Origin of the sequence: Arcobacter acticola, from assembly GCF_013177675.1 — a bacterium.
Lineage (GTDB): Bacteria > Campylobacterota > Campylobacteria > Campylobacterales > Arcobacteraceae > Aliarcobacter > Aliarcobacter acticola.
Map to the genome: position 1 here is coordinate 1,573,370 of NZ_CP042652.1, position 19,083 is coordinate 1,592,452.

Sequence of the window (19,083 nt, forward strand, 5' to 3'; positions counted from 1 at the left end):
TTAATAAAATGCCTATTGAAAGTATTTTTCTTTTTTTATTTTAAGACAAAATTTATAGACTTATTTACTATTTAGTATTATTTATATATAATTAGGCATCTAAAAAAAGGAGTTTTTTATGGATATAAATAGTATAAATAATAATATCTCTACCCTTAACAATTCTTCTTTACAACTTGAAAAATCTACTTCTTCATCAAAAGTTGCAAGTAATAGCAAAGATGCTTTAAATCTAACAATTAACGAGTATAATAAAAAAAGAGATGAATTATCTTTAAGTGTACAATCTTTAAATGATGGTATTGGGATTACAAATGTAGCTCAAAATGCAATAGCAAAACAACAAAATAACTTAACAAACATTCAAAGTAAACTTGAAACAATAGATACTTATGAAAATAAAAATGATGTAAAGCAAAGTATAAATGATGAGTTAAGATCTTTTAATCAAACGGCTTATGAGACTAAATATAAGAAAGAGTCTTTATTATCAATTGATTATTATGATGAGAAAAGTACTATTGATGTAAATACAAAAACATCAAATTTTTCAATAGAAAAACCTAATACTCCTGTTATTGCAAATGAAATCTTTGAAACTATAAATAATAGTGATTTAAATAATGAAGATGCGTTAAATCAAGCAGTAACAAAAGTTGCGATTTCAGTTAATCAATTGCAAACTACTTATGATAGTTTTACAGATTTAGGAAATAAATTAGAAACAAATGCACAAGAAACTATACAAGAGCAAATTGATTTGTTTAATGGAAATAAAATAAGTAAAAACAAAGATTTCCAAAAAGATTCTGCTGATTTTTCTAAAAGCAATATAACATCAAATATGGGCTATTTAGCAGCTTCTCAAGCTAATATAGTTCAAGAACAAAGTGTAAGATTACTTTCTTAATTCTTACACTTATTTAAACAATAATTTATAGCTACACCTTCTCTTAAACCATCATCTAAAACAATTGATTCTTTTTTATTTAAAACCTCAAATATTGCTTTATAAATAAAAATTCCAACTTCTATAAATTCTACTCTTCCTCGTCCAACTAGTTTTGCTATTTCTTCTTTTGATGAGTTTTTAAAAATATTTAAACTATATTCTAAATCTTCTAAATTTACTATTGAACCATTTACAATATTTCTATCATATGAGAAAAAATCTTGCCCTAGTTTAATAGCTGCAATTGTAGTTGGAGTTCCAGCGGTTGCAACAAAACTATAGTCATTTAAATCTATTTTTAAAGAAGAAAGAAACTCTTGAATTTGTTTTTTTCTAGAATCTAAGTCATTGTGTAAATCATGATATTTTAGATATTTTTGAGTCATTGTAACTATTCCAAAATCAAAACTATGAGCTTCATAACTATTATTCGTATTTACAATAATTTCAGTTGAGCCACCACCAATATCCAGTAAAATAAATTTTTTAGAATCTATTTTTTCTCTTTTTAAAGCATATTGAACAGCTAATAAAGTAAGTCTTGCTTCTTCAAATCCATCAATTATTTCAAATTCAATATTTGTTTTGTCTTTAAAGTATTTCAATACTTCTTTATTATTTGAAGCCTTTCTCATAGCAGCTGTTGTAACACAAACAGCTTTTGAAGGATCATAATTAATTACTTCAACAGAATGTAAAATGGCTCTTACAACTCTTTCTTGAGCTTCTTTTGAGATGAGTCCTGTATCAACAAGACCATCTGCCATTCCTACAACTTCATTATATTCTGAAATAATTTGATGATTTTTACAATCATATTTTAAAACACGAAAAGAGTTAGAACCTAAATCTACACTTACTATTTCTTGATTCATTTAACTTCTTATAAATGAGGTATTTTAATTTTAGAGTTTAATAAATAAGCAATTAAAATCATTAATAATAATACAAAAGTTTCAGTAATAAAACCTGTTAAAAAAATCAAATAAACAAGCCATAATAAAATAGCTCCTAAAGGTGTAGGAACACCTGTAAAATATTTTTCAACTTTCCCTTCATCTGCATTAATATTAAACTGAATTAATCTTCTAAGTCCTGAAATAATATAATAAACAAATGCAAAAATAATTAAAGGCATACTTAAAAACACTTCTTTTGTATCAATTACAGCAAAGAAAATAAACATAGTAGGAACAATAACAAAAGATAAAAAATCTGCAAATGAATCTAATTGAATACCAAATTGTGTAGATAAATTATATTTTCTAGCAATCTTACCATCAACAATATCAAAACCTCCAGCAAGCCATGCAAAAAGTGCGGCTGCAAAAAACTCATGATGAGTTAAAAAATATATTGCAAAAACTCCCGATGCTATATTAAAAAAAGTAACTATATTAGCTAAATTAAAATGACTGTTTTTATTAAATAAAAAACTCAGTAGTGACATTCTTATCCTTTATATATATGATATTGATTTCTTCCATTTTCTTTTGATCTATATAAACATTCATCTGCTTGTTTATACATTTTATTTGCAGAAACATACGTATTTGGTTTATAAATTATTGCTCCCATAGAAATAGAAAGAATATCTAATATTTTACTATTTTTATGCTCAATTTGTAATTCTAAAATTTTTCTGTTCATATCTTTTAAGCAGTTTTCTAAAATATGGCTATCAATATCAAATAAAATTATACCAAATTCTTCTCCACCTAACCTAAAAGTAAATTCATATTTTTTATCAAAATAATCTTTTAAAGTATTTGCAACTTGTTTTAAAGCAACATCACCCATATCATGACCATAAGTATCATTATATTGTTTGAAATAATCAATATCAACCATAATAAAAGCACATTCCCAATGATTTGCATTTGCAATAAAAGGCATATTATCGAAAATAGTATCAAAGTATTTTCTATTATATAATTTTGTCATAGAATCAGTTATTGAGTCAATTTTATATCTTTTATTTAATACAGTTAATTGCTTATCTTTTCTTATAACTTGAATTACAATATAAAAAACAATAAATGTAGATATTATAATAATAAAAATAACACTATAAAATAGATAATTTTTCATTTTATCATAGTCCTCTACAAAACTTTTTCTTTGTTTAAAGGCAAGTTGAGTTTCATACTTAATTAAAAAGTTAATTCTTGTTAAAACATTTTGAAAAAGGTGAAGTTTATTTTCTTTGAATGAATTTAATATTTCATTATTTATTGTATCAACAACAATTCTTTCATCATTGCTTTTGTAAGTATTGTTATAATATGACCATTCTTGAAGAATAATTTCTTGTTCATTCTTAAAATCACAAATATATTTTACTTTTCTACATGAAACAATATCTTTATAATTGTCAGCAATTATTTGAAGTTTTACAATAGGAATTAAGTTAGCAAAATAAATATTATCAATTTGTTTTTTTAACATATCTATTTGGTTATTAAATAGAAAAGAAGATAGTATTAATGTTGATAGAACTGTACAAACAAGTAATAAGAGTTTTACAGTTGTTGATTTTAATAACTTATATATCATGGAATGGATAATACTCTAAAATTATTTAACTAATGATAAAATAAGATAATAATTTAGTTGTGTGTTCCCTAAATTCTTTTATTTACTTTTACTGGCTTTTTAGTTAGAATTTTAATATAAAACACAAGGAGCAATTCATGACAATAGATAATAATCTAAATTCAATGGTTTCTTCAGAGTTGAAACTAAATGAAATGGCTACAAATATTGCTCAAGTAGCAAATACAATAGGTGATCCAGAACTTCAAGAAGTAAGTGCTGACTTAATAGATTCAATAGTAGGGCAAATACCTGAAATTATAGCATATAGTGCAAATGCGAATAGTATAAAAACTCAAAATGCTGTATCTGATATATTATTAAATATTAAGGCATAAAAATATGGAAAAAATAAATATAGTTTGTCCTCATTGTTTTAAAATAAATGCTATTCCTAAAAAAGATAGTTATGCAAAAGCAAATTGTGGTTCTTGTAAAAATTCATTACTTGATACTAATCCTGTTGAATTAGATGAATCAAATTTTGATCACGTAATAGTAAATTCTGATATTCCAGTTATTGTTGATTTTTGGGCACCTTGGTGTGGGCCTTGTAAAATGATGGCTCCAATTTTTAATGATGTTGCAAAGAAATATCCATTGAAAGCTTTATTTGTAAAAGTAAATACAGAAGCATTACCTAATATGGGTGCTAGGTTTGGTATTAGATCTATTCCTACACTTGTAGTTTATAAAAATGGTGTAGAAAAGCAAAGAGTTTCTGGAGCCTTAGATCCTTTAAGATTATCGAATCTTGTAAATGAAAGTTTATAAAAGCTTTATTTATTAGCTTTTATAAACCCTTTTAAATCTTTTAATTGAGTTTCATTAAAAACTTCTATTCCCTTCTCTTTTAAAAGTCTTGCTGTTAAACCTTGACCTTCGATTAGATTACTTGTAAAAGTTCCATCATAAATATTTATATTTCCACAAGATGGAGAGTTTGCTTTTAATAGTGCAACTTTTATGTTTTCTTCAAGACAAACATCTAAAGCTTTTTTTGCTCCTAATAAAAAGTTTATTGTAACATCTTTCCCTTCTTCATTTTGTACTATAAAAGGTTTGTCATTTTTTACTATTTCAGCAGGTATCCTAGGAACTCCTAAACCACCTGCTACTTCTGGACAAAAAGAGTAAATTTCATTATCACAAAGAATATCCATAAATAATTCTTTTAATGAAAATGAAATATTAGGATTAAAAGCTACTGATGAGTTATTCCCATCATATCTTACATCTTCACCCAGTAAACAAGATGATATTAATATTTTCATACGATGTTATCTTCTTCAATGCTTTCTATGATTTCTTCATTTTCTTTATAAAAAAATGTTGATAGTTGGATATTTGAGAAGGCAGCTTTCATAGATACAAATATTTTTGGATTTTCTTCTTCTAATTTAGCTAATAAGTCTTTTGTACTGGCTCTTGCATGTGGCATTTTTACATCAAATCTTAAACCAGGACAAGCTTCATCACCAATAACATTAATCTCATTTGAATCTGCGAATGCTCTTAATTGTCTTTCTCTACAAAAAATTAAAGGACGAATTACTTCTAAACCATTTTCTGCTGTATATTTAGGAGGCATAGTTCTCATAGTACCATTATAAAAGAAATTCATAAAAAATGATTCCATAGCATCATCTAAGTGATGTCCAAGTGCAATTTTATTATATCCTTGTTCTTGTGCTGCTGTGTATATATATCCTCTTCTCATTCTTGAAAAAAATGAACAAAAAGATGAATTTTTTCTGATTTTTTCTCCAGCTAATTCAAAAATTTGTGTATCAATAATTTCATGTTCAATTCCATGCTCAGCACAGTGATTGCTTAAAAATTGTACTTGCTCACCCATTCCATAAGTTACTGTTACTGCTTTAAAATCAAAATTAAATGGGGCTACTTTTTTTATTCTATTTAGGGCATGTATTAAGGTAAGAGAATCTTTTCCACCTGAAAAACCTACTAATACTCTATCGCCCTCTTTTATTAATCCATATTCTGCATTAGTTTTACCAACTATTGTAGATATTTTTTTACTTAATTCAATCAATATATTATTCCTATAAATTTTTAAATGGATTATATCAAAAAAGTTCTCAAAACCTTTTTTAATGGATTCATTTTATATTGATACTAAAGTGATAAGAGTCTATTTTCATATTTTCATTGAGATAAAATTTGTGAGCTTCTTCCCTTTGTATAGAAGAATCTAAATGAATAGAACTACATTCTTGTTGTTTTGCATAAATTTTAATAAAATCCAATAAAGCTTTAGCAGCATCTGTTGATTTTACACTTTTATTAGTTACAAAATCATCAATATGTAAATACTTTCCCCATGCTAATTTTTGTGAGATTATAAAGCCTGTTACACAAATAACTTCTTTATTTTCAATTACATAGATTAATTTATAACCATTTTTTATTTGTTCAGAAATTGTATTAATAAAATCTTTTTCAGATAAACTTTTATTAGCTTGGTGCATAAGTTCATAACAATATTTTATTTCTTCTTCTGTTGCAATTTTAATTTCCAAAAGAACCCTTTTATGCAAATATATCTTATCATATCAAAGCATTTCTGATATTATATATAAATAAAGCCATAATTTAGAAAAATAATGAAATTTTTACTTAATTTTTATGTAATATCTATATAATATCCTTCTAATTTCATAAATAATAAAATAAAGATCAAATAATGACAAAAGAAGAAGAAAAAGAGTTTAAACAAAAAATTGTTGAAACTATCATGCCAATAGCAAAAAATATGACAGAAAACCAAATTAGAACTATTATTCAAAATGTTGAAAAAACTAATGAAGATTTGCCAGCAGGTTTTGCAGTAATGCTTTTTGAACAAATTTTTATTAATAAAAATAATAGTTTAAATAAAACTTTGAGTAAAAAATAGGCATTAAATATGAGAAATTTTATAAGTTATGAAAAATCAATAGAAATATTAAATAATATTTCTATAAATAAACAAAGTACTGAAAAACTATTTATAACAAATACAATAGGTAGAGTTATAGCAAAAGATATAATTGCAGATCATAATAGTCCTGAATTCCCAACTTCTGCTATGGATGGTTATGCAATAAGATATGAGGATTTAAATAGTAATTTAATAGAAATCATTGATAAAAATCCAGCAGGTTCTATTGTAGAAAAAGAAGTTTCAAATGGTGTTTGTATAAAAACATTTACAGGATCATTGATGCCAAAAGGCAGTGATACTTTAATTCCTATTGAAAATGTTGAAGTTTTAGATAATAAAATCAAAATAATAAATAAAGTACCATTTGGATTTGCTGTTAGGGAAATAGGTGAAAACTATAAAAAAGATGAAATTCTAATTAAAAAAGGAACAATAGTAGGTTTTGCAGAAATTGGGGTTCTTGCTTCTTTAAATATTTCACAAATAGAAGTTATTGTAAATCCAACCGTTGCAATTGCAAGTACTGGTACTGAAGTTTTAGATTTAGGTGAAGTTCAAACAAATGCATCACAAATAAGAAGTTCAAATCATTTAACATTAGAAGTGTTATGTAAAAGTAATGGTGCAAATACTTTACAAATGGGTATTGTAAAAGATGATATTGATTCAATTACAAATCTTTTAGAAATGGCTTTGCAAAAAGCTGATATCGTGGTAACAACAGGTGGTGTTTCAGTTGGAGATTATGATTTTGTACAAGATGTAATAAAAGATAAATTAAAAGCTGAAGTTTTATTTCATGGGGTTACTGTAAAACCAGGTATGCATATCCTAGCAGCTCTAAAAGATGGAAAAATCATTATAGCACTTCCAGGATTTGCGTATTCATCAACTGTTTGCGCAATACTTTATGTACTTCCTTTAATATATAAATTTAGAAAAGCTAATGAAAGCTTACCAATAGTAAAAGCTAGAATAAATCAAAATTTTCCACGAAAAATGTCTAAAACAATATTTACAGCTTGTAATGTTGAGTATATAAATGGAGAATATACAATAAACTTTGATGGGAAAAGACAAGGAACAAGCGCAATATTGACAAATATGCTTGAAAGTCCTGCTTTACTTATCCAAAAAAATGATAGTGATGATATAAAATCAGGAGATTTAGTAGATATTTTACTTTTAAATAATCTTAAATAAATGAATAAAAATCTATTTTATTTTCTTTTGGTTTTAGCCATGATATTTTGGGGAGTATCATGGGTGAATGTAAAGATTTTAAGCTCTTACATAAATGAATATGAATTGATTTTTTTAAGAATGGGAATATCTTTTATTTCCATGATTCCAATATTATACTTTTTTAAACTCTCTTTTAAAATAGATTTCAAAGCCTTATTTCTTATTCTTTTAGCTTCTGTTGTTTTAGTTGTATACTCAATATCATTCTTTTTAGGAGTAGAGCATGGAATGGCAGGATTTGGAGGAGCATTAGTAACTACTTTAATACCAATTAATACTTTTATAATCTTAGCAATAATTAATAGAAAAACTATTAGTTTAAAACACTCATTTGCTTTGATTCTTGGAGGATTTGGAGTATTAACTATATTAAATGTTTGGAATTTTGATTTAAATGAGATATTTTCAAAAGATAATATATATTTTCTAATAGCCTCTATTCTTTGGCCAATACTAACAATCATAAGCTCAAAAGCTGTAAAAACAAATCCCTTAGTTTTTACTTTTTATGTATATGTGATTTCAACATTTATTATTTATCAATTTTTTATAGATAATTCTCTTTTTAATAGGACTTATAGTTTCGATTTTATTTTTTGGTTAAATATATTTGTTATTAGTATTTTAAGTACCACATTTGCAACATCTGTATATTTTGTTGGGATTGCAAAACTGGGAACAAATGAAGTAAGTAGTTTTATATTTTTAGTTCCTTCATCAGCTTTAATCTTAAGTGCAATTTTTTTAGATGAAGAAATAACATATAACACTATTTTAGGAACTATTTGTACGATTACAGCTATTTATATTTTAAATAATCTAAATATTCTAAGAATTTTAGAAGTTCTGAAAATAAAAAAATAGATATAAAATCTACTCTTTTATTACAGCTTTATTTCTGCCTAATTCTTTTGCTTCGTATAAAGCATTATCAGCTAATTTAAAAAATTTTGTCTCACTAAAAGCTGAATTTGATTTTATAATCTTTGCACCAATTGAAATACTTACAAAATCATTTATACTACTTGATCTATGCTCTATTTTTAAATCACTAACTGACTTAAGTAATCTATTACATAATCTTACTAACCCAATATATTGAATATCTGAAGTTATTATTGCAAACTCTTCTCCACCTAATCTAAAGATATAATCACTTGCTCTTTTTAAAGTATCTTTTAAAGCAAGCGAAATATTTTTTAAAACTTCATCTCCCTTATCATGACCATAGGTATCATTATACTGTTTAAAAAAATCAATATCTAAAATCATTAAAACAAAGTTTTTATTATCTCTTTTTGCTCTTTTTAATTCTAACTCAAAGATAGCATTAAAGTGCCTTCTATTATATAAACTTGTTAAAAAATCTGTAATTGATATTTGAGCTATTTTCTTTTTATCAGTAATATCATTATAAAGGGAAGTAAAACCTACAATATTTTTATTTTCATCAAAATTTGGAGTAATAGTATTTTCTACCCAAATTTCACTACCATCTTTTTTTATATTAAGATGTTCACCTTTCCAAATATAACCTTTTAAAATTGTACTCCACAATTCTTTGAAAAAATCATCTTTAATACTTGGATGCCTGAAGATATTGTGTTTTTTACCTATTAATTCATTTTTTGAAAAATTAGTTAATTTACAAAAAGCATCACTTACATCAATTATGTTCCCTTCTTTATTTGTAATACTTAATAAAACATTATTATTTATAATACTTAGATATTGTTCTAAATCATTTTTATTTTTTATAGACTCTGTTATATCATTTAAATATCCGTAATAATGACTGACTTTTCCATTTTTATCATATATTATTTTTAAAATGTGATTAATCCAAACTATTTTATTATCTCTTAAAATTCTATAAGGTTTATAAGTATATTTATCCTTAATTATTTTAGAAATTTGTCTTACTTCTAGTCTGTATTGATGTAAATCTTCTGGAAAAATAAAATCTTCATGTTTTACTTTTTTTGATAAAAAATCTTCTGCACTATAACCATATAAATTTTTTACATTTGAAGTAACATATTCTAGTTCCCAATGGCCATCAATTTTTCTTAATATAAAAAAAACTGTTGGACTTTCATTTAAATAATGTAATACTTTGTCTCCCATATTAGATCAATTAAAAGTATTACAAGATTCTAAAGTTCCACCTTCAAAACCCTTTTTAAACCATGCCATTCTTTGAGATGAACTTCCATGGGTAAAAGAATCAGGCACAACATACCCTTGTGCTTTTTTTTGTAAGGTATCATCTCCAATTGCACTTGCAGCATTTAAAGCTTCTTGTATATCACCCTTTTCTATTGAATTAAAATCTTTTTTACTATAATATGCCCAAAGCCCTGCATAACAATCAGCTTGTAATTCAACTTTTACTTGTAATGCATTTTCTTTTGCATCTGATAAACCTTGTTTTGCATTTTGTACTTTTGTTATAGTTCCTGTAATATTTTGTACATGATGTCCTATTTCATGTGCTATTACATAAGCCTGTGCAAAGTCTCCTGGAGCATCATGTCTTTTTGCTAACTCATCAAAAAAGGATAAATCTAAATATACCTTTTGATCAGCAGGACAATAAAAGGGACCTGTTTGAGAAGAAGCAAAACCACATCCACTTTTTACAGAGTTTCTAAATAATACCAACTTTGGTTCAACATAATTTGCATTATATTTTTTAAAAACATCTGTCCAGATATCTTCTGTTTGAGCTAAAACTGCACTTACAAATTGTGCACTTTTATCATCTTTTTGTGTATTTATTACTTGTGAACTTGAAGTGTTATTTTGAGTTGTTGTGCCCATATCTAAAAGAGCCAAAGGATTAAATCCCATAAAATAGGCGATAACACCAACAACTAAAATAATTCTTCCTATTTTTGTACCAATTAACATCTTTATAACTGGTAATAACATCATCATTGAATTATTTTGTTTAGAGCCAAAGTTTGAAGGAGATTCATCTCTTCTATCTTCTACATTTGAGCTTCTTCTGTTATCTTCCCACTTCATATATTTTACACCTTAAATTTTAATTTATTTCCATCTATTTTATTTTCTTTTTTTTCTTCACAACAAGATGAATTTGAGCCACAACAAGAATCAATACTTGTACTCTTTTTTACTAATAAAGGTTTCATTAAATAATAAGCAATTAAAAAAAGCATAACAAAACTTGCTATTTGAGAAACCAAACTAGATTCTTCATTATGTAAATCAAATTGTAAAATATTTACATCGCTAAAGAAGAAATCAAAACCAAATCCAAAAATAAAAGATAAAACACCAATAGTACTTAAATAAATAATCAATGAAGTCTTACCCAATGTTTTATATACAACACTCATAGTAATAGCACTTGTTGCAGGACCAGCTGTTAAAAATATAAATGCAGCACCTGCACTCATACCTTCCATCATTAAAGCAGCAGCAATTGGCAACGAAGCTGTTGCACATACATATAATGGCATAGAAAAAAGCATAATTACAATATATGTTAATATTTGATTTTCAAAAAGTAATGAAGTATATTCTTTGGGAGCAAAAGTAGTAAATATAGCTCCAAAAAGTAAACCTATAAATAAAGGTTTAACCATATCAACAAAAAGTGTAACATAAGCATATGAAAAAGCACTCTTAAAAGAGAATTTCTTTTTTTCTATTTTTGTTTCAGTACTACTGCAAGAACTAGTGCAGCCACATGAAGAAACTACTTCATCTTCTTTTTTTAATGAAGATTCATCTTTATCAACAAAATTTTGAATTAAGCCTACGATTATTGCAATCATTATAGATGAAATAACTCTAAAAATTGTAAATAATAATCCAAAAAATGAAAAAGTAGCTAGTATAGAATCAACTCCTGTAATAGGACTAGAAATCAAAAAACTTTGAACAGCACCTTTACTTGCACCCTCTTTTCTAAGACCTTGTGCAAGGGGAATAACAGAACATGAACAAACAGGAAGGGGAATACCAAATATTGTAGCTTTTAAGACAGAAGAAACAGAACCTTTTCCCAAATGCTTAACTACAAAATCATCTGGTATAAGTTGTTTTAATATACCGGCTATTAACAATCCAATTAAAATATAAATAGACATTGCATCTAATAAAACTAAAAAGTTATTTGCTAGGGAAATAGCCATTTCCATATATTTTATTCCTCTTCTTGAGTTGCTAGTTTAGACGAGATTTGTTTTTTTGGCTTTACACCTAATTCAATAAACTCTTCAGCTCTTTTTATTAAATTTGCATTACCTAATGATAATTTATTCATAGCACTATCGTAAGATTTTTGAGTTCTATTAATATTAACTCCGATATCTTCAATATCTGATACAAAAGCTGCAAATTTATCATATAAATCAGCTGCTTTTTTAGATATTAGTTGAGCATTTTCATTTTGGTGTTCATTTCTCCAAATATTCTCTATAGTTCTTAATGTAACATATAAAGTAGATGGAGAAACTAACATAATATTATGTTCAAACGCCATTTTGAATAATGAATCATCAGTAGAAGTTGCAAGTATAAAGGCACCTTCTACAGGTATAAACATAAGCACGAAATCTAAAGTTCTAACTCCTTCAATTTCTTCATATCTTTTTGAACTTAATGCTTTTATATGAGCAGTAATTGATTTAACTAACTCTTTAGATGCTGTTTCTTTATGGGCTTCGTTTTCTGTTTTACAATAAGCAATATATGAGTTTAATGATACTTTTGAATCAATAACAATATCTTTTTTTGAAGGTAAATGAACAATAACATCAGGTCTTAATCTCTTTCCTTCTGTATCACTAAATGATCCTTGAATCGTATATTCTTTTCCTTCTCTTAAACCCGTTTGATCAAGAATAGATGATAGAATCATTTCTCCCCAATCACCTTGAGTTTTATTTTGACCTTTTAATGCTTTTGTTAAATTAACTGCATCTGTTGCTATTTGATTATTTAAGTCTTTTAGATTTTTAATTTCTGTTAATAAAGAAGATCTTTGTTTTGTCTCTTCATTGTAAATCTCATTTACTCTTTTTCCAAATGAATCAAGTTGATCTTTAAATGACGTTAAAACTTGACCTAAATTGATATTAGATTTTTTTTGATTTTCATCAAAAAGTTTGTTTGCAAGATTTTCAAACTCTATTTTCATTTGTTTTTTTGAATCTTCTAAAAGAGTAATTTTTTCATTAAAGTTCTCTTCTTTGATTTCAAATTCTCTTAACAGTTGTTTCTCTTTATTGTCTGATAGTTTTGTTAAACTAGATAACTTTAGTTCATAAGTTTCTATAGTATTACGATTCATTTCAGAAGAGTGTTTTTCTACAACTTTTAACTTATCTTCGAAGTTTTCTTTTATTAATACTTTTTCTTCTTCTAATTTTCTATTTTCAGTATTTAAACTATTAATTTGACCTTCGTAAGAACTATGATTTAACTCAATTCTTTCATTTAAAGCTTTTAATTTTAACAAAGCTTCATCTTGAAGAGCTTTTAGCTGATTTTCATACTTTTGTCTAGAAAACTGTAAAATAATCAATAACCCTGATAATATGGCAATAGTTGCTACTATAAGGGTTAAATAATTAACTTCAATAATCCCGTTACCTAACATAATCAAATTCCTTATTATTAAATTTATTTAAATCCAAATTGTTCACATCATAACCTAACTCTTTAAATCTTTCCACTAAAGGTGGGTGAGAATAATAAAAGAAAATATACAAAGGATGAGATAATGGAAATGATTTATTTTCATTTGCAAGTTTTAATAAAGCACTAACTAAATCTTCTTTTGTAGCTAGATTTGAACCAAATTCATCTGCTGCATATTCATTATGTCTTGAAATTAAAGAAATTAAAGGCATTAAGAAAAATGATAATATTGGAGAAAAAATTAAAAATACAGCAATAATAGCATAGGGCTCGCTATGTAATTTTAAGCCTAAAAATAGTTCCTCAGGTAAATTTCCAAAAATAGCAAAAAACACAAACATAACAACGCCCATAATTCCAATATTTTTTATAATATCTCCATTTTTAAAGTGTCCTAATTCGTGACCTAAAACAGCTAATAGTTCATTATGAGTTAATTTTTCAACTAAGGTATCAAATAATACCACTCTTTTAGTAGCACCCAATCCACCAAAATATGCATTTAATCTATTATCTCTTTTACTAGCATCAACTGAAAATACACCTGAACTTTTGAATCCAACTTCATCTAAAAGATTTTCGATTTTTTTTTCTAGTTCTTCATCTTTTAATTTCTCAAATTTATCAAACATTTTATCTCTAATTACAGGATAAAGCATGTTTATTAAAATAATGATAGAGAAAATAAAAGCAAATCCCCAAATCCACCACATAGCAAAACTATTTATAATAAAACTGATTCCAGCAATAACTAAAGAACCAAAAATTAGAAACAATAAAGCAGTTTTAATAGTATCTTTTATAAATAAAGAAGGAGTCATATTTGAAAAACCATATTTTTTATTTAATTTAAAAGTTGAATATAATTCAAAAGGAAGTCCTAAAACCCAATTTATAATAATAAAACTATTTACAAAAACAACAGCTTTTAATAACATAGAATCAATTTGAATAATCGAATCTAAAAAAGACAGACCAAAACCAATCCATAAAATAAATAAAATAAAATCATAAAATGATGAAACTATGGCCATTTTCTCTTTTTCAATAGAGTAATTTGCAGCTTCTTCATATTTTCTTGAATCTAAAATAATTGGTTTTAATTTTTTTGCATCTTTTACATAACCAATTTGCATAAAAGATGTATAAGTATTAAATGCAAAATATAAACAATATGCAATAACAAAAATTTCTAACATTAAATATCCCTCGTATAATTTTTTAATAATCTAATAATGCATAATAGCTTATTTTTACTTGATTTTTTGTAAATATTTATGCTTTTATAATAACTATTATCAATTAATAGAAAAACAACTTATTTAGCTTAATTAAAATTAATAAAAAAGTTGTCAATATCGGCTATTATTTCTTTGTTATTAGACATTAGCAAAGATTCATAGTTTTCTTCAAATGATTCTTTTGTCCAATTTAGACTTCCTATTAGAGCAATTTTATTATCAAAAATAGCAATTTTGGTATGTAGCTTTTTCTTAGAAATAATTATTTCTATATCATTCTTTTTAAGATATTTATAAATTTCATCATCTTCTTCTACTTTTTTCTCATCTAATATTACTTGTATTTTTACACCTTTTTTAGAGGCTTCTACTAACTCTTTTGCAAATTTCTTATAAGAAAAGTTATACATAGAGATTTTTATTGTATCTTTTGAATTAGCAATTAACTCTACAATCTTATCTTTTGCTTCATCTGCTTGTTTTGGGAAAAAATACACATGATTTTGATTTAAGTTAACTTCATTTGCAAATAAAGTAGAAGTAAAAAAGACAATAAAGAAGAAAACTTTAAATTTTGATTTAAACATAAAAACTCCTAATTAAATATTTCAAATAATTCTTTTGGAATTTTTGAAGGTTTATAGTTTTTCAAAAAAGCTAATTTGAAAGTTCCTTGAAACAGTAATTCATCATTTCGATAAACATCCTGTTCCATTACAATAGAAGCTGCTTTTTTCTCAATAAGTTTTGTTTTCACTTCAAGTAAATCCCCAAATACAGCAGATTTTAAGTACTCAGCTTGCACACTTTTAACCACAAAAAATTCATCACCATTATGAGGAGATAAACCTTTTTGAAAAAAAATTTCTGAACGCGCACGTTCGCAAAATTTTAAATAATTAGCGTAATATACAACATTACCGCAATCTGTATCTTCGTAATAGACTCTTATTTGCACCTTTTAAACCCCTTATTTTTACTTCTTACTTGCTTTCTGAGTTTTTGCTTCAGCTACTCTTTTTAAATAAATAACTCCAAGAGCAGGCAGTGTTAATTCAAGTGAATACTCTTTATTATGCATTTGCTCTTTTTTTGCAGTTAATTTACCATAATTTCCATCATTTGAACCTGCATAATAAGATGATTGCGAATTAAATATTTCTTCATATTCACCATCATATGGTACACCTAGTTTATACTGACTTCTTTGTGCATCTGAAAAATTACATAATACATAAATATTATCTTCTTCATTATCTGATTTACGAATATAGCTTATGCAGTTGTGTTGATAATCACCATTGTCTATCCATTCAAAACCGATTTGTTTTTCATCATATTGATGTAAAGCTTTTTGGTTTTTATAAATAAGATTTAGATCTGAAAGCATTTTTTGAAGTTTTGAATGATAAGGATTTTCAAGCATATGCCAATCTAAACTTCCTTGATAATGCCACTCCGAATACTGAGCCATTTCTCCACCCATAAAAAGAAGTTTTTTCCCAGGATGTGACAGCATATATGCATACATAACTCTAAGGTTTGCAAATTTATGTGCTTCATCTCCTGGCATTTTATTTATTAGTGAACCTTTCATATGAACTACTTCATCATGACTAAGTGGAAGCATAAAATGCTCATCAAAGGCATACCATAAACTAAAAGTAAGTTGTGAATGATGATGTTGTCTATAAATTGGATCATAACTCATATATTTTAAAGTATCATGCATCCAACCCATATTCCATTTAAATCCAAAACCTAATCCACCATCTGAAGTTCGTCCTGTTACCATAGGCCATGCTGTTGACTCTTCTGCAATCATCATGATGTCAGGAAATTCTTTATAAACACTTTCATTAAGTTTTTGTAAAAAAGCAACCGCTTCAAGGTTTTTATTTCCACCATCTTTATTTGGTATCCAGTCACCCTCTTCTCTTGCATAATCAAGATGAAGCATTGAAGCTACTGCATCTACTCTTATTCCATCCACATGGTATTTATCTAACCAAAACATAGCAGAACTAATTAAAAAAGATTTAACTTCATTTCTTCCATAATTAAAAATTATGCTTCCCCATTCAGGATGAAAACCTTGTCTTGGATCATCATGTTCATATAGTGCTGTTCCATCAAAGTTAATAAGTCCATGCATATCAACTGCAAAATGAGAAGGAACCCAATCCATAATAACACCAATATCATTTTTATGAAGTTCTTCTATTAAGTACATTAAATCTTCAGGTTCTCCAAAACGAGAAGTTGCAGAAAAGTAACCCACAACTTGATATCCCCAAGAACCAAAATATGGATACTCACTAAGTGGCATAAACTCAACATGTGTATAATTCATCTCTTTTAAATATGGAACTAATTCAAGAGCTAATTCTTTATATGTTAAATAACGATTATCTTCAAGTGGATTTCGTCTCCATGAACCTACATGCATTTCATAAACACTTATTGGTGAATCACAAGCATTATTTTTATAACGTTTTTCCATCCATTTTTTATCATTCCATTTATAATTATCTAACTCATAAATACGAGAGGCTGATTTTGGAGCAACCTCACTGTAAAAAGCAAAAGGATCACTTTTTTCATGAACTATATTATGAAATAAAGAAACGATATGATATTTGTATGTAAGACCGATTGCTATATCTTCAATAAAACCTTCCCAAATTCCAGAGTCATCACTTCTTAGTTGTAAAGGGTGAGCATCGATTTTATAGTCATTAAAATCTCCACGAACACAAACAGATTTTGCATTAGGAGCCCAAACTGCAAAATGAACACCTTTTTTTCCTTTATGTGTCATAGGGTGTGCACCAAATTTCTCATACATTTTTGTGTAAGAGCCTTGTTTAAAAAGATAAATATCCATTTGGCTTAAAGTTGATAAATTATAGTACATTTTGTGTTGCATATTTGATCCTAGTTATGGTGGCTATTTAGCCGACCATTTATTATATGATGATAAATCTCTTCATAACCTTGAGCTGCCTTACTCCACTCATATCGCTTACTCATAGCATTTGATCTCAATGCTTGCATACCTTCTTTATCATTATAATAAACATCAACTGCCCATTGAACAGTATTAAGTAAAGCAATTGGACTTGCATCATAAAATTTAAATCCAGTACCACTTTTATGATAAGCATCGTAGTTTTCTATTGTATCATCAAGTCCACCTGTTGCTCTTACTATTGGAATAGTTCCATATCTTAAACTATATATTTGATTTAATCCACATGGCTCAAAAAGGGAAGGCATTAAAAACATATCACTTGCTGCTTCAATTTTATGGGCAATTGTATTATCATATCCAATATAACTTGCAAATTTTAGAGGATATTGTTCAGCTTTTTCTTTAAAAAACCTCTCTGCCCATTTTTCTCCTGTTCCCAAAAGTACTATTTGAATATCCATTTCAAGGATTCTCTCAAAACAACTTGAGATTAGGCCTATTCCTTTTTGTTCAGCTAAACGACCAACAAACCCAATCATAGGAACTTCTGAACGTTGTGGTAAATTAAACTCTTTTTGAAGTTCGGCTTTACATTTTTCTTTACCTTCTAAATTATCAATATCAAATGTAAAAGGTATTAATTTATCAATAGAAGGACTCCATTCATCGTAATCAACACCATTTAAAACACCAAAAAGTTTATATTCATAATCATTTATAAGGCTTTGTAAACCAAAACCAAACTCAGAAGTTCGTATTTCTTGTGCATATTTTTTACTAACAGCATTTATTGCATCTGCATGAACGATTCCACCTTTTAAAAAGTTTACACCATCATACTCTTCTAATTCTTTTACTGTAAAATGTTCCCAACCAACACCTAAAACATCCATTGCACCTTTATAAAACTTACCTTGATGCTCTAGGTTATGAATACTTAGAAGTGAGCCTGTATTTTTAAAAATAGGATCAAAAGCATATGTAGTGTTAAGTAATAAAGAAATAGGTGCTGTATGCCAATCATTTGCATGAATTACGTCAGGTCTAAAATCAAGTTTTTTAGCCAATTGCATTACTGCTTTTGAAAAAAAGATATAACGATTGTCATTGTCACTAAATCCATCTGAGTCTTCACCATATAAACCTTTTCTTCCAAAAAATTCATCATACTCTATAAAATAAATAGGTACATCACTTTGTGGTAATTTACCCTCATAAACAGCGGCCCACATTTCACCCATACTTCCCATATGAACACTTAAAGCTCCCTCAAGAAGTTTAAGATTATATTTCTCTTTATCAACAACATAATAACGTGGCATTACAACTCTTATATCATGACCTAAATCTTTTAAAGCCTTAGGAAGAGCTCCTGAAACATCGGCTAATCCACCACTTTTTGCAAAAGGTACTACTTCTGATGCTGCTAATAAAATATTTAATTTTTTCATTT

Annotated in this window: 21 protein-coding genes; 6 read left to right on the forward strand and 15 right to left on the reverse strand. The window is 26.7% G+C overall.

All coding sequences use genetic code 11. The features are described 5' to 3' along the window. The first annotated feature begins 118 nt into the window (after positions 1-118). Positions 119-910 (forward strand): hypothetical protein, encoded by a 792-nt coding sequence (locus AACT_RS08030; RefSeq protein WP_172126301.1) that lies wholly within the window; start codon positions 119-121, stop codon positions 908-910. Here the strand turns inward: AACT_RS08030 and AACT_RS08035 are convergent. From AACT_RS08035 to AACT_RS08045, 3 genes are read right to left on the reverse strand one after another with little or no spacing between them, the layout of a single operon-like run. Next, positions 907-1,827 (reverse strand): Ppx/GppA phosphatase family protein, encoded by a 921-nt coding sequence (locus AACT_RS08035; RefSeq protein ID WP_172126302.1) that lies wholly within the window; start codon positions 1,825-1,827, stop codon positions 907-909. The two genes, AACT_RS08030 and AACT_RS08035, sit on opposite strands and share 4 nt — an antisense overlap. Positions 1,828-1,835: 8 nt before the next feature. Next, positions 1,836-2,393: a CDP-alcohol phosphatidyltransferase family protein gene (locus tag AACT_RS08040; protein WP_172128601.1), complete on the reverse strand. Its 558-nt coding sequence runs from the start codon at positions 2,391-2,393 to the stop codon at positions 1,836-1,838. A gap of 11 nt (positions 2,394-2,404) precedes the next feature. Then, positions 2,405-3,508 (reverse strand): GGDEF domain-containing protein, encoded by a 1,104-nt coding sequence (locus tag AACT_RS08045; RefSeq protein WP_172126303.1) that lies wholly within the window; start codon positions 3,506-3,508, stop codon positions 2,405-2,407. Positions 3,509-3,645: 137 nt separating this feature from the next. On the opposite strand from AACT_RS08045, the gene AACT_RS08050 reads away from it, so the two are divergent. Together AACT_RS08050 and trxC are read left to right on the forward strand one after the other, a co-directional pair. Next, entirely contained in the window at positions 3,646-3,885 is a 240-nt protein-coding gene (locus tag AACT_RS08050; protein WP_172126304.1) for a hypothetical protein, read from the forward strand. 4 nt (positions 3,886-3,889) lie between these two features. Further along, complete coding sequence (trxC, locus tag AACT_RS08055) at positions 3,890-4,321, forward strand: thioredoxin TrxC (RefSeq protein ID WP_172126305.1); 432 nt, start codon at positions 3,890-3,892, stop codon at positions 4,319-4,321. A 5-nt stretch (positions 4,322-4,326) separates the two neighbouring features. Here trxC and AACT_RS08060 read toward each other — a convergent pair whose 3' ends face one another. From AACT_RS08060 to AACT_RS08070, 3 genes are all read right to left on the reverse strand, one after another. After that, positions 4,327-4,821 carry a 2-thiouracil desulfurase family protein gene (locus tag AACT_RS08060; RefSeq protein WP_172126306.1) on the reverse strand — a complete coding sequence of 165 codons (495 nt, stop codon included), beginning with the start codon at positions 4,819-4,821 and terminating at the stop codon, positions 4,327-4,329. After that, positions 4,818-5,603 carry a PP-loop family protein gene (locus AACT_RS08065; protein WP_172126307.1) on the reverse strand — a complete coding sequence of 262 codons (786 nt, stop codon included), beginning with the start codon at positions 5,601-5,603 and terminating at the stop codon, positions 4,818-4,820. Before AACT_RS08065 ends, AACT_RS08060 begins: the two co-directional genes overlap by 4 nt. Positions 5,604-5,670: 67 nt before the next feature. Beyond that, positions 5,671-6,090 (reverse strand): GNAT family N-acetyltransferase, encoded by a 420-nt coding sequence (locus tag AACT_RS08070; protein ID WP_172126308.1) that lies wholly within the window; start codon positions 6,088-6,090, stop codon positions 5,671-5,673. Between the two features lie 164 nt (positions 6,091-6,254). Here AACT_RS08070 and AACT_RS08075 point away from each other — a divergent pair, with 164 nt between their 5' ends. Genes AACT_RS08075 through AACT_RS08085 form a run of 3 tightly spaced genes read left to right on the forward strand, consistent with a single transcriptional unit; the run spans position 6,255 to position 8,603 of the window. After that, the gene (locus tag AACT_RS08075; protein ID WP_172126309.1) at positions 6,255-6,467 is read left to right on the forward strand and encodes a hypothetical protein; all 213 of its coding nucleotides are present in this window, start codon (positions 6,255-6,257) and stop codon (positions 6,465-6,467) included. A gap of 9 nt (positions 6,468-6,476) precedes the next feature. Next, the gene (locus AACT_RS08080) at positions 6,477-7,697 is read left to right on the forward strand and encodes a molybdopterin molybdotransferase MoeA (protein WP_172126310.1); all 1,221 of its coding nucleotides are present in this window, start codon (positions 6,477-6,479) and stop codon (positions 7,695-7,697) included. Continuing rightward, a complete protein-coding gene (locus AACT_RS08085) occupies positions 7,698-8,603 on the forward strand; it encodes a DMT family transporter (protein WP_172126311.1) in 906 nt (301 codons plus the stop codon). Between the two features lie 9 nt (positions 8,604-8,612). Here the strand turns inward: AACT_RS08085 and AACT_RS08090 are convergent, their stop codons facing one another. The 9 genes from AACT_RS08090 to AACT_RS08130 all read right to left on the reverse strand — a co-directional run bounded on the left by AACT_RS08090 (position 8,613) and on the right by AACT_RS08130 (position 19,081). Continuing rightward, on the reverse strand, positions 8,613-9,866 hold the full coding sequence (locus AACT_RS08090) for a sensor domain-containing diguanylate cyclase (RefSeq protein WP_172126312.1): 1,254 nt from the start codon (positions 9,864-9,866) through the stop codon (positions 8,613-8,615). 6 nt (positions 9,867-9,872) lie between these two features. After that, entirely contained in the window at positions 9,873-10,769 is an 897-nt protein-coding gene (gene ypfJ, locus AACT_RS08095; RefSeq protein WP_172126313.1) for a KPN_02809 family neutral zinc metallopeptidase, read from the reverse strand. 5 nt (positions 10,770-10,774) lie between these two features. Then, a complete protein-coding gene (locus AACT_RS08100) occupies positions 10,775-11,911 on the reverse strand; it encodes an SO_0444 family Cu/Zn efflux transporter (RefSeq protein ID WP_172126314.1) in 1,137 nt (378 codons plus the stop codon). 5 nt (positions 11,912-11,916) lie between these two features. Then, positions 11,917-13,374: a DNA recombination protein RmuC gene (gene rmuC / locus AACT_RS08105; RefSeq protein ID WP_228720461.1), complete on the reverse strand. Its 1,458-nt coding sequence runs from the start codon at positions 13,372-13,374 to the stop codon at positions 11,917-11,919. Beyond that, on the reverse strand, positions 13,364-14,614 hold the full coding sequence (locus tag AACT_RS08110) for a M48 family metallopeptidase (RefSeq protein ID WP_172126315.1): 1,251 nt from the start codon (positions 14,612-14,614) through the stop codon (positions 13,364-13,366). The genes rmuC and AACT_RS08110 overlap by 11 nt, the downstream gene beginning before the upstream one ends. Positions 14,615-14,742: 128 nt before the next feature. Then, on the reverse strand, positions 14,743-15,243 hold the full coding sequence (locus AACT_RS08115) for a phospholipase D-like domain-containing protein (RefSeq protein ID WP_172126316.1): 501 nt from the start codon (positions 15,241-15,243) through the stop codon (positions 14,743-14,745). A gap of 8 nt (positions 15,244-15,251) precedes the next feature. Then, the gene (locus tag AACT_RS08120; protein WP_172126317.1) at positions 15,252-15,614 is read right to left on the reverse strand and encodes a YbgC/FadM family acyl-CoA thioesterase; all 363 of its coding nucleotides are present in this window, start codon (positions 15,612-15,614) and stop codon (positions 15,252-15,254) included. An 18-nt stretch (positions 15,615-15,632) separates the two neighbouring features. Further along, positions 15,633-17,585, reverse strand: coding sequence for a 1,4-alpha-glucan branching protein GlgB (gene glgB, locus AACT_RS08125; RefSeq protein ID WP_172126318.1), 1,953 nt, complete (start codon positions 17,583-17,585; stop codon positions 15,633-15,635). Between the two features lie 8 nt (positions 17,586-17,593). Beyond that, positions 17,594-19,081 carry a glycogen synthase gene (locus AACT_RS08130; RefSeq protein WP_172126319.1) on the reverse strand — a complete coding sequence of 496 codons (1,488 nt, stop codon included), beginning with the start codon at positions 19,079-19,081 and terminating at the stop codon, positions 17,594-17,596. Between the last annotated feature and the right edge of the window lie 2 nt (positions 19,082-19,083).